The organism is Chamaesiphon sp. GL140_3_metabinner_50, from assembly GCF_025361915.1.
In the GTDB taxonomy this organism is placed as follows: domain Bacteria; phylum Cyanobacteriota; class Cyanobacteriia; order Cyanobacteriales; family Chamaesiphonaceae; genus Chamaesiphon.
Window position 1 is genome coordinate 1 of the sequence record NZ_JANYJC010000129.1, and the last position, 11,473, is coordinate 11,473.

Below are 11,473 nucleotides of genomic sequence, written 5' to 3' on the forward strand. Positions count from 1 at the left end.
GCCCCTACTCTAAATTTCATACATCAATTCAGCAACGCCGGAGTAAGGAAATAGGGCGATCGTGTACCTTATGATAGAAATGAGAGGAAAAGATATATCTATCCCCCGTTCTCTAGTCTCCCAACTCCCATCTCCGCACTCCCATCTCCCCACTCCCATCTCATGTCAAATTCTATTGTTGAAATCTTATCGGCTGATGAAATCCGAAGAACGATCGTCAGATTGGCTTCAGAAATTGACGAATGCTGTCGAGATCTATCGCAGATTGTATTAATCGGCATTCAAACTAAAGGTGTACCGCTAGCAAAAATGTTAGCCAGACAAATTGAGATATTAGAAGGGGTAAAAGTCCCCGTTGCTACTCTAGATATTACTTTTTATCGCGACGATCTCGATTCGATCGCCGTGAGAACTCCTGGTAAAACCGATATTCCGGTAGACTTGAACGGGAAGACGGTAATTTTGGTAGATGATGTTATTTATCAGGGTCGAACGATCCGCGCTGCACTCAACGCCGTTAATGAATATGGTAGACCAAAACATATTCTACTGGCAGTATTAGTCGATCGCGGTCATCGTCAAGTCCCGATTCATCCAGACTTTTGTGGGAAGAAATTGCCAACCGCCCGCGATGAAAAAATTAAGGTCTATTTTCAAGAGTCTGACGGGCGCGACGCTGTAGAATTGACTCGTGCTACTGGTTAGAAGCTCGTTATTTTTACTACAACCAGATCGCTCCCATCTCCGAACTCCCAACTCCCACCTCCCATCTCTTACCTAATTAACATCGCAATTAAACCTTGTTGTCCGACCAAAACTTCTCTAATCAAACTGATAATTCCCACCCAGACGATCGGGGTAATATCGACTCCACCAATGGGGGGAATAAGTTTGCGAGAAGGGGCTAAAAATGGCTCTGTCGGTGCGATCACTAGGCTGAAGGGCATTTTCTGACTCTCGACCTGCGGATACCACGTCAGCACGATCCGAAAGATAAATAAGACTGTCATAATTACCAAAATAACGGTGACACCAATATTAAGGATATTAAGTAATTGAAGATTATTTGCACTCATAGTTGAGATGGGAGATGGGAGGGGGGAGATGGGAGAGTAAGGAGTAAGAAGTAAGGAGTAAGGAGTAAGAAGATTAAAACTCTAATCTCACTATCCACTACTCACTAAAATCTAGGCAAAAACCCGATGTTGAAGTGAGGGCATTTGGGCGCGGGCGCGGGCGAGACGTTTGGGATCGATTTCGGCGATCGCGATGCCGGGAAGGTCGCCAGCATCGGCTAGAATGACTCCCCAAGGGCCGATAATCATCGCATGTCCGTGAGTTTGGCGCATGGCGTAGTGGTTGCCAGTTTGAGCGGGAGCGATGACGTAGCAGGTATTTTCGATCGCGCGAGCTTGTAATAAAACTTGCCAGTGATCTTTGCCAGTGTAGGCGGTAAATGCCGCCGGGACGAATAAAACATCCGCGCCTAATTTGGAAAGATGCCGATACAATTCTGGAAACCGGACATCGTAGCAAACCGATAATCCAATCCCGCCTAATTGGGGCGAGTGGTAAACATCGGGGAGTTTCATGCCCGCCATGACGGTGCTAGATTCCTGATAGGTGTTGCCATCGGGGAGATCGACATCAAATAAATGCGCCTTCTCGTATCTGCTGAGTTCTTCACCGCTGGGGCCGACTAACAGTGCGGTATTATAAGCTTTACCGCGATCGCCGACTGGTACTGGAAAACCACCACCGACGATCGTGACTTGATATTTCTGAGCGGTAGTCTTGAGGAATTTTTCAGTTTGAGTGGCAATTGACTCAGCCTGAGAGACTTTATCTTCTTCGGTACCTAAAAAGGCAAAATTTTCGGGCAACCCGATTAACTCAGCACCTCGACGCACGGCTAATTCGATTAGTTCTTCAGCAGTCGCGAGATTTTTCTCTAGATCCGGCAGGCTCGTCATTTGGACGGCAGCGGCAAGGTAAGATTTCATGAGTGAGGACGCTACTAATGTGAGTGAATGGATGGTGTGGGTGTGGACTAGCCAGAGGTGACTAGTCGCTGTTTTAGATAACTTTGGTAAATTTCAGTCCAAAGAACAGACCCATCGCAATGCCGAACATGATACCGATAAAGCCGAGATAAGCGATCGCACCAGACATATATTTATTTTTAGGTTATGTACAACTAATATTAAATCATTCACTGGAGTTTCGCGGCTAGATAGCGATCGATTCTTCACTGGAGCATTCGATCGATCTAAAACGTAGCATCTTTGCTCCAGACATCTACAATTTAAGATCTGTTCAAACTTACCGCTCATGGAATCGATTCAAGTTGCGCTAGCTAAAAACATCTCCGAAATCTCGATTGCGCCGGGAAATCTCAATCTGCTGGGGGCAAAATGTCGTGCGCTGCAATTAGGTCACAAGGTCATGGTGGTATTTATCGGCGACCCCGAATTATGCGATTCGCTCGAACGCGCTGACGGACTCCAGCAAAGCCAAATCGCCCCCGAACTCCTCTCTACTATTCTAACGCGATCGGCTCGTGCTAAAGCCCAAGTAGTGAGTCAAGACGAACGCGAATTGACTCGATTGCGCGCGACATTAAATTACGGTCATCCGATCGGGCACGCGATCGAAAACGTGACAAAATATACTATCGATCGTGGCGAAGCAGTATTCATTTTACCTTGTAAAATTGGAAGTACTTGCAAAGGTCGCGGGTGGGGTGTTGAATCCGACTCAAGATTTGGTGTCGGATGCGCTAATTAAGCAAGTTTTAACAGCTATGTTGCCGATTGCAAGTAGTTAGATTACAGTTATTCTTAATTTTAATTAGGATAAAGCGCGAACGAGTCAGGTCTTCCCCGCTAATATCAGCCACCATCTACTGAATCTACCGCCACGGATCTTGAACTATCTCACTCGCTTGACTAATCTTTCACTCCAGATCCCAGAACCCCTGCGCTCTGTATGGCGGTGGTTGCCGGGGCCAATTGCCGCAGCAGTCGCAATTGGCTTGGTACAACTAGGTGCGACGGTACCAGCCGAAGATTTTGCTTACAATCGTTTGACCGAATTACGCGGAGAACGGGCTTGGGACGATCGGATCGTGGTGGTAGAAATTGATGATGAAAGTATCAATAAATTCCGAGATTTGCCCAATAATCGATCGTACTATACCAAGCTAGTTAAAATTCTAACTAAGTATAACGCTAGTACGATCGCCTTCGAGCAGGTTTTTAACGATATTACGCCCAATGATGATGACTTTATTAAAGCAATTAATAATCATAAAGCGGTAATTCTCGCTCAGAGTTGGGATCGTAACAACAACCCGATTTTACCCACGCGAAGATTGAAAGCCGCCGCTCCAGCAGTCGGTCATATCGATGTCATTAAAAGTCACGATGGGGTAGTCCGGCAGATTCCAGCTTATAAAAATCGGGTCTACTCGCTGGCATGGATGGCGGTAGAAGGTCACAACCTCAGCAACGACCCCGAAATCAAACGTCCGGCGAATGAGGGCAATTTCTGGGTTAATTGGCCGGGTAAAGTTGCCAAAGCCAACCACTATACTTTAAGTTCGATCTTAGATCCTCAAACCGATCGCGAACAGCAACGACAGGAAAAAGGATTTAATAATAAAATTGTGTTAGTGGGCATTACTGGCACTAATGCCAAACGAATCGAAACACCATTCGATCGATCTGATGGAGCTGCGAGTGTTTATCTTCATGCCGCCGTAGTAGACAATCTGCTCCAACGCACGCAATTACAACTCGTGCCCGATAGCTGGCTGTTGCTAGTATTTTTCGGCATTAGTCCGCTGTTGAGTTATCAGCTCAGTCGGCTCACCCACGGTCAGCGATTGCTGGCATTATTGGGATTGAGTAGTAGTTGGATCGCGATCGTGACAGTTGCTTTAGCGAACAATTATTGGCTGCCAGTTGCCGCACCGCTGATGTCGATTTTACTAACTTCCGTCGGGGTCGCTTATTGCGAACGGCTCTATACAGATTTTTTAGTCAAACGCGAAATCGACAGGCTGTGGCAAACCCATGAAGTTAACCTCGTCGCCCACACGCCGCGCGTTAGAAACCGCCAACATTTGCCACCGATTCCAGTTGGTAAAGTTGCCAAATTAGCCACCCTAGCAGCAGAATTAGGCCGCGCCCAATCGGCCCAAACCGCGATCGCTAATAGCTTGTCGATGGGCTTATTAGCAACAGAATTAGACGGTACGGTGTGGTTTTGTAACTCAGTCGCATCGCAATTATTAAACGTTAATATCGGCGATAAAATTGCCAATTGCTTGGTGCCAAACTGGTTTAGCGATCGCGAGTGGCAAGATCGGTTAGTCGATATCCACAATTATCAAAGTCTACCTGCCAAAGAAGTCAAGCACAACGATAAATTCTTTACGCTCAGATTAGAAGCACTTTTCAATTGGCAAGAGATTCAAAAAGAGATTATCGACGGCAAGAAAATGAAAGATATCGATGTCGTCTCTGGATTTCTGATCGCGATCGAAGATATCACCACATCTAAACAACTTCAATCATTATTAATCGAGCGCGAACGCCACTCTCGCCAAGAGTTAACCAAAGAAAATATCGCCCTTGAAAAAGCCCGTCAACTGGCTGAATCTGCGGGTAAAATGAAGAGCGCGTTTTTAGCAAACATGAGCCACGAAATTCGGACACCGATGAATGGCATTATCAGCTTTACCGAAATTTTATTAGATACCAAGCTCAATGAAGAACAGCGCAGCTTTGTCGAAACAATTCGCGGCAGCTCCGACAACTTACTAAATATCATCAACGAAATTCTCGACTTTTCTAAAATCGAAGCCGGAGAACTGCACCTCGAAGAAATTAACTTCAATCTCGTCGAAACAGTCGAACAAACCATCGACGTGCTTGCCAATAATGCCTACTCCAAAGGGATCGAACTAAGCTGTCGGATCGAGCCGACAATTGCCACTAATTTACAAGGAGATCCCACCAGATTAGGACAAATTTTAACCAACTTAATTGGGAATGCGATCAAATTTACCGATCGCGGCGGCGTATCGATCGATATTAGCGGGATCGCCACTACCGATCGGCAAACTACCCTCTACTTCCAAGTTCAAGATACAGGCATCGGCATCGCTCAAGACTCTCAAGACAGGATTTTCCAATCCTTCTCACAAGCTGATTCCTCCACCACCCGCCAATATGGTGGTACCGGATTGGGATTGGCAATTTCCAAACGCTTAATCGAAATGATGGGCGGCGAAATTGGCGTAATCAGCGCACCATCCGCAGGCTCGATCTTCTGGTTTACCCTGACATGCTCCTGCGCCAGCCTCACCCCCCAAGTTAGCGAAGAACTAATGAAATCGCGCCAACTCGCCGAACGCCTCAACGGACAACGCCTGCTCATTGCGGGCAATTGGGATCACAGCCGCCACGCGATCTGCTCTGCTGCTGAATATTATGGCGCGATCGCCACCACCACCACCACTAGTACCGCCGCCATGAATCTGCTCCTAGCCGCCGCCGTAGTGGGCAAACCTTTCGACACCCTCATTACCGATTTAGCCTTCCCCGACAGCCGGAATACCACCCTGCCAGAGCAGATCGGGCACTATCCCGAACTGGCAAATCTGCGAATAATTACCACGATCGCGTTCAACGAATACGATCGCGCCTCCGGGCTTCAACAACGCCAAGCGATCTCCAGCTACGCCTTCAAGCCAGCAAAACCGCTAAGTTTGCTCGGTAAATGTATCGAGTTGGGCGAAAATGTCGCCCCACCCCATCAAGCCTTCGGGTACATTACCAATCCCAAACCACCCCAGCCGCAGCTTACCGCTCCAGCAGACAGCTCGCACCTGCGAATTTTGGTAGCCGAAGATAATAAAGTCAATCAAAAAGTCGCCCTCAACCAGCTCAAAAATTTGGGCTACATCGCCGATCTCGCCTGCGATGGCGAAGAAGTGCTCGCTAAAATTGCCGATCGAGATTACGATGTGATTTTAATGGATTGTCACATGCCGCGCCTCGATGGCTATGCTGCAACCAAAGAAATTCGGATCCGCGAGGGCAAACTACGCCATACCGCGATCGTCGCCCTCACCGCCAGCGCAATGAAAGAAGATCGCGAATTGGCAATGTTAGCCGGGATGGATGACTTTTTATCCAAACCCGTCCGCAAAGACGAACTAGCTGCTAAACTCGCTCGGTGGGCACGATTGCCCAGTAATAAAAATGTAGACGATATCAGTCTGACATTACCTAACAGCAACGCTCCAGAGCCAGAGCCAAGCGAAATCGCCCCCATCCCCATATCGATAGATCTCGAATATCTGCATCAAATCTCCGAAGGCGATCCCGAATTTGAACGCAAGATATTAGCAGTTTTTGTCGAAAATACCCAAGAGCAACTGCGATCGATCCATATCGCACTCGCCAACCGCGATCTCGCCAAAATCGAACAGATCCTCCATACCATCAAAGGTGCCAGCGCGAATGTCGGTGCTGTGGCGATCGAACAATTAACAATTCAACTAGATAAAATGCTGTCGATCGACACTGGCGATTCGCCAAATTTATCCGCTCAAACAAATATCTATCCCCTTCTCCACGAAATCGAATATCTCACCCAAGCCATCTCGCAAATGCACGAGCCAAAAATTCATCTAGGCGAAAAGATTCAGGGTTAGTCAAGAGCGATCGGACAAATCAATAAATTCTGTGCTATAGTAAAAGAGACTCGGCCCTACGCGGTCGTAACGCCCAAACCTTGTCAGGACTGGAAGGTAGCAGCAACATGGGATGCTTATTACAGGCGTGGTCTCCGGGTCATAAAAGTATTTTTTTCAAGTTCGATCGCCATATCCTCACTACACGATATCGGCAACCCGTACCAGCACAACCCTAGCCGTCAAGTCGTGCGACCGTCTATCATATAAGTAAGATCGATCGACGATCGCCACTACATCAAAGGTTAACTATGGCTGGTTTAGGAGATATCGTTCAAAAAGCATTTTATCTGGGAGTCGGTCTAGCGACAGCGGCTGGAGAACAAGCTGGTGAAAAATTTTCCTCGATCGGCACTCAAGCGCAGAAATTAGCCGACGACATGGTTGCCAAAGGTGAAATTACCACCGAAGAAGCGCGCAAATTGGTAGATGACATGATTAAATCTGCCCAACAACAGAACTTAAACCAAGCTGCAAACAACAATTCTACCGAACGAGCGCAAAAAAGCACCGAACCGCGCCGCATCGAAATCGTTGCCGATTCCGAAGCCCCATCTTCGCCATCTCAATCTCCTGAAAATGTGAGCGACATGCGGAAGCAAGTAGAAGCCTTGCAAGAAGAGCTAAAACGGATGAAAAATTCTTAGATTTTTATCGATCGCGGCTACCGCATACCGATAAGTCTGTTATGCTCAAAACGGCTAAATTTTGGACTTTTTGATAGATCCAGATCCCCGACTTCTTGAAGAAGTCAGGGATCTCACGCAATGCTAAAAAGTCCAGTTTCTAGGCGTTCTGAGTATAGCCGATTTGGTTGCTAGATTTAAGGTTTGGGATGCGAATCAAAACCTTTATTTTTCCACAGTTCTTGTAAGTACTGTTTGATTTCATGCTCTGAGATCGCAACGGCTGAAGCAAACTTACTTAACTTCCGCTCGATCTCGGTTTGTTTGGCTCGAACGGGAGTGACACCGCTGGCTTCGGCTTCAACTTTTGCCCGATCGTAGATCGTTTTGATGTTATCCAATTGATGTTTGACATCAGTATAACGATCGCCATAGCGATCTGATAGTTTAGAATCTAAGTTCGCTAATTGAAATTTGAGATTGAGATATTGTTGCTTTAGCAATTCAGATTCTCTGCGTTCTTTAACATTACTAACTGCCTTATCGATCGCCGATTTGAGTTGACTGGATCGGTCGATATCGGTAGCTTTTATCTCCACGATCGTGTCTTGTAAATCCAGATCGATTTCGCGTTGTCGTTCGTCGATTTGATGCTGGATTTCATGAATCTTGGTTTGAAGACTGGCGATCGCATCTTGGCTATAGCGAGTACTATCCTCGATCGCACCTTCAATCGAATGGGTAACTTTTTCGGGAATTTCGCTGCTTTTATCCTTGAAATCGGCAGCAATTGTCGAGATCGCCTCTTTGAGAATCGTCCGCATTTGGCGAGATCCTTCTTTGAGTTCGGAAACTGTTAGCGAAGCAGCATCATTTAGAACTTCGCGGATATTCTCCGATCGAAGTTTGCCTTCACCTTTGACTTTCTCCACATTGTCAGCGATCCGCTCATTGATTGGTCTAGACATAATTAGCTCCTGACTACTAAAACGATTGACAGCTCATCTAAATTGATAATGACGAGTCTCGAACTAAGGAAGTCATCATTCCAATTGGCTGCTTGTCCATAAGTTATGTTCCGATCTTAACCAGCCCCATTAGTTAGCTGCTCTATCATTAGGTGGAGATTACTCATCCCAAGTATCCCAATCAGCAGATCGTAGCGATAATCACAATATCAGTACGTGAGTTTAGGTGAAATTAACCCCGAATTGTGCGTTTCCCCCCAGTAGACTTGTGTATACGCTGTGAAAAGTAGAGAGAGGCAATTTATGAGTTGCCCCTCCCGGTTTTTTAAGACGATCGCGCCCAGAACACAGCAGAAATCTATCGATCGTTAGATCGTAAACATTAACAGATCGTCAATAATAAAGAAAGATGTCATCATCAAAAAGTACTTATTAATCCCTGATGAAGTTAGTTGCCGATCCGAGTATCGAACGTAAGATTGCCAAAATGCAAGAACGGCTGCGGTGGAATCATCCATTATTCGATCGGTTAGGGATCGATCGCACGCAGCTAGTTTTAGACGATCGGAACGACTCAGAGCAAGGGTTTACATTTTGCGTGCTAGGAGACAGCGGGAATGGCGTACACCGGGGCGATAGTCCCCAGCGGCGTGTTGCAGAGCTAATGATCCGCTCGGCGGCTGAGGCGCGATTTATCCTTCATACAGGCGATGTCGTTTATCTGGTCGGATCGAGCGAACAGTATCCAGAGAATTTTATTAAACCCTATCGCGAGTTATTGGTGGGTGGCGAACATCCAGCGCAAATCAGCTACGACTCGATGGTCTTCAATCGCCCCTTTTTACCAGTACTGGGCAATCATGACTACTACGATCTGCCGATCGCGTATGGCGTATTATCTCAGCTATTGCGTCCCCTGCGGCAGGCTTTTCGGTATGCGATCGATCTCGATGTCGGCTGGCATGGCTCTTATCAGGGCGATGCTTATGCTAGAGCCTTTTTAGATTATCTCCAAGATATTCCCGAATCGGCACTCCAGCAGCACCTAGAGCGACACTATACCGCCCAGACAGCGACGGGTAAAGCGTTGAATTACCAGCCGGGGAAGTTTACCCGGCTCCCTAACCGTTACTATCAATTTCGGTATGGCGGGATCGACTTTTTCGCGCTCGATTCTAATACATTTAATGCCCCACTGCCGATCGAATCCGATCGTCACCGTCAGCAATTACTCGCCGATCTCGAAGGGTTGCAAACCGAGCGAGACGAACATTTACAAGTCATTCAAACTTTAGATCCGCACGATTCGGCACCGAAAATCGGCGAACGAGAATCTCTCGACGAGTTGCTGGGTAAAGTCGAGCAGATTGAAGAAGTAATTGGCGATTTGGAAAAACAACTGCACCCCAATGCGGGCAAAGAGCGGATCGATTTCGAGCAATTGGAGTGGCTGGAGCGGGGATTAGTCGCCTCTTGGGAAGATAAAACCGTGCGGGGACGGATGATTTATTTTCATCATCCGCCGTATGTGACCGAAGCGACGAAATGGCATCAGGGTCAGACTTTAGCGGTGCGGCATTATTTACGGACGGTGTTCGATCGAGTCGAATTAGCTCTCAAACCGCTGGTAGATAACCGTCCGTTGGTCGATCTGGTGATGTGCGGTCACGCTCATTGTTTTGAATACCTCGAAACCCTAGAAACCGGACATGCAGACAGGGGGATAAAATGGGCGATCTGTGGTGGGAGTGGTTTTAGTCTGCGCCGCCAACGGACTGAGGGGAATATTTTGCAAGAGCGAGTTGGTAGTGAGTTGCAGGATGTGGCTATATCGCATCAATTTTTAGGTAAAACCGGACGCGGCGCACACAAGTACCACGCTTACTCATTTTTACAGGTTGATGTTTTACCCGGAAAAACTTTGAAATTTCAGCTCAAGCCCCAAGTTGCCGAATATCATCAGCTCCAGTGGCAATACTATACCAGTAAGTTAGACGGTTGAATCGTTGGCGAAGCCTACCGTAGGTAATCGCTATTGCTAGGATGCTAACAGCCAGATCGGGATGGGTAATTCCTCCCGATCTGGCTTTTAATATTGGGATTCTCCACAGGATCGAATTAGCGTCGGCTAAAGGATGAAAGAAACTTTGTTGGGTGTGTTGGGTTTCGCCTTGCTCTACCCAACCTACAGATCTAACAGCCAGATCGGGATGGGTAATTCCTCCGATCTGGCTTTTTAGATTGCGGTCGGTCGATTCTCGTACCGAGACGCTTTGCGAACGCAAACGATCGCATCAGATAACTAATAATTTCTCAGCGATCTGCATCACAAGTTATGAGCGATCTTCGATCGAATATTGATTGACAAAACATCTGCATATATCATCGCTGAAGATTGAAAAGAATGTCAGCGATCGTTTTGCCGATTTGTTTTTTAAAACCGATCGGGCGAGCCTGCGTCAAAGAGTTAATATTCGCAGTCAAACCGCTACTAGCAAGACCTGTAGGTTATTTAAAAAATCTACGTATTCTTACTCATTGTCATTTTAAGAGACAACCTGTTACTGTATAAGCATAAGAATCCGCGATGGTTGAAACCTATTTCGACTATGACGATCGATTTGTTTTGAGCTAGATCGAAATAAATATTTTTGCCCACACAGTAGACTTTAATACTATTTAAAATTTACAATATCGCTCGAACAATTTAATACTTTTTAGCTAAATTTAAATTTTAAAACTATCGAAGTATTAATTAGAAAAAGAATTGCACTGTTGTTATTACTTTTAAATGCGATCGGCAAAATTATTGTAATTTAATTTTAAAATATCTTTGCAAATACTTGGATGTTACCTATGAAACTTTGGCTAGATCGATTATGTGGCGCGGTACCAACTCAACTCCCGATCGCCATTAAAGATAGTTTAAAACAGCCGTTGTGTGATGCCGAGCGACAAGTGGAATTGTCGGTATTGCCAACTTCGATCGGTAGTGAAGTCAATGTAAAAATTAACACGATCGTCTTGGGCGCGTGGGCATTATTACTCGCTCGTTATAGCTGTACTTTAGATGTATTATTTGGTACTAACATCTATGCGTCACTCGGTAGATC

General features: G+C 46.3%; 10 protein-coding genes, 1 other RNA gene and 1 pseudogene. 7 read left to right on the top strand and 5 right to left on the bottom strand.

Features of this window, described 5'->3' with window-relative positions:
* Positions 1 to 162 precede the first annotated feature (162 nt).
* Positions 163 to 705 carry a bifunctional pyr operon transcriptional regulator/uracil phosphoribosyltransferase PyrR gene (gene pyrR, locus Q0R35_RS06920; protein ID WP_295615362.1) on the top strand — a complete coding sequence of 181 codons (543 nt, stop codon included), beginning with the start codon at positions 163 to 165 and terminating at the stop codon, positions 703 to 705.
* Positions 706 to 773: 68 nt separating this feature from the next.
* Here pyrR and Q0R35_RS06925 read toward each other — a convergent pair whose 3' ends face one another.
* The 3 genes from Q0R35_RS06925 to Q0R35_RS06935 all read right to left on the bottom strand — a co-directional run bounded on the left by Q0R35_RS06925 (position 774) and on the right by Q0R35_RS06935 (position 2,172).
* Positions 774 to 1,076 (bottom strand): YggT family protein, encoded by a 303-nt coding sequence (locus Q0R35_RS06925; RefSeq protein WP_295615363.1) that lies wholly within the window; start codon positions 1,074 to 1,076, stop codon positions 774 to 776.
* Between the two features lie 111 nt (positions 1,077 to 1,187).
* The gene (locus Q0R35_RS06930) at positions 1,188 to 2,003 is read right to left on the bottom strand and encodes a carbon-nitrogen hydrolase family protein (RefSeq protein ID WP_295615364.1); all 816 of its coding nucleotides are present in this window, start codon (positions 2,001 to 2,003) and stop codon (positions 1,188 to 1,190) included.
* 73 nt (positions 2,004 to 2,076) lie between these two features.
* Positions 2,077 to 2,172 (bottom strand): cytochrome b6-f complex subunit PetL, encoded by a 96-nt coding sequence (locus Q0R35_RS06935; protein ID WP_295615365.1) that lies wholly within the window; start codon positions 2,170 to 2,172, stop codon positions 2,077 to 2,079.
* Positions 2,173 to 2,445: 273 nt separating this feature from the next.
* Between Q0R35_RS06935 and Q0R35_RS06940 the strand changes: the two are divergent.
* The 4 genes and pseudogenes from Q0R35_RS06940 to Q0R35_RS06955 form a co-directional block, all read left to right on the top strand.
* Positions 2,446 to 2,694, top strand: a pseudogene (locus Q0R35_RS06940) (3-dehydroquinate synthase); the annotation flags it as partial.
* 232 nt (positions 2,695 to 2,926) lie between these two features.
* Positions 2,927 to 6,727, top strand: coding sequence for a CHASE2 domain-containing protein (locus Q0R35_RS06945; protein WP_295615366.1), 3,801 nt, complete (start codon positions 2,927 to 2,929; stop codon positions 6,725 to 6,727).
* 47 nt (positions 6,728 to 6,774) lie between these two features.
* Positions 6,775 to 6,871: signal recognition particle sRNA small type (ffs, locus tag Q0R35_RS06950), an RNA gene on the top strand.
* Positions 6,872 to 7,017: 146 nt separating this feature from the next.
* The gene (locus tag Q0R35_RS06955; RefSeq protein ID WP_295615367.1) at positions 7,018 to 7,413 is read left to right on the top strand and encodes a hypothetical protein; all 396 of its coding nucleotides are present in this window, start codon (positions 7,018 to 7,020) and stop codon (positions 7,411 to 7,413) included.
* A 176-nt stretch (positions 7,414 to 7,589) separates the two neighbouring features.
* Here Q0R35_RS06955 and Q0R35_RS06960 read toward each other — a convergent pair whose 3' ends face one another.
* Complete coding sequence (locus Q0R35_RS06960) at positions 7,590 to 8,360, bottom strand: hypothetical protein (RefSeq protein ID WP_295615368.1); 771 nt, start codon at positions 8,358 to 8,360, stop codon at positions 7,590 to 7,592.
* Positions 8,361 to 8,802: 442 nt separating this feature from the next.
* On the opposite strand from Q0R35_RS06960, the gene Q0R35_RS06965 reads away from it, so the two are divergent.
* A complete protein-coding gene (locus Q0R35_RS06965; RefSeq protein WP_295615369.1) occupies positions 8,803 to 10,362 on the top strand; it encodes a metallophosphoesterase in 1,560 nt (519 codons plus the stop codon).
* On the opposite strand, the gene Q0R35_RS06970 is transcribed toward Q0R35_RS06965, so the two are convergent.
* Positions 10,295 to 10,645 carry a hypothetical protein gene (locus Q0R35_RS06970; protein ID WP_295615370.1) on the bottom strand — a complete coding sequence of 117 codons (351 nt, stop codon included), beginning with the start codon at positions 10,643 to 10,645 and terminating at the stop codon, positions 10,295 to 10,297. The genes Q0R35_RS06965 and Q0R35_RS06970 overlap by 68 nt on opposite strands.
* 571 nt (positions 10,646 to 11,216) lie before the next feature.
* Here Q0R35_RS06970 and Q0R35_RS06975 point away from each other — a divergent pair.
* Positions 11,217 to 11,473: hypothetical protein (locus tag Q0R35_RS06975; RefSeq protein WP_295615371.1), on the top strand; the 257-nt coding region annotated here is incomplete at its 3' end.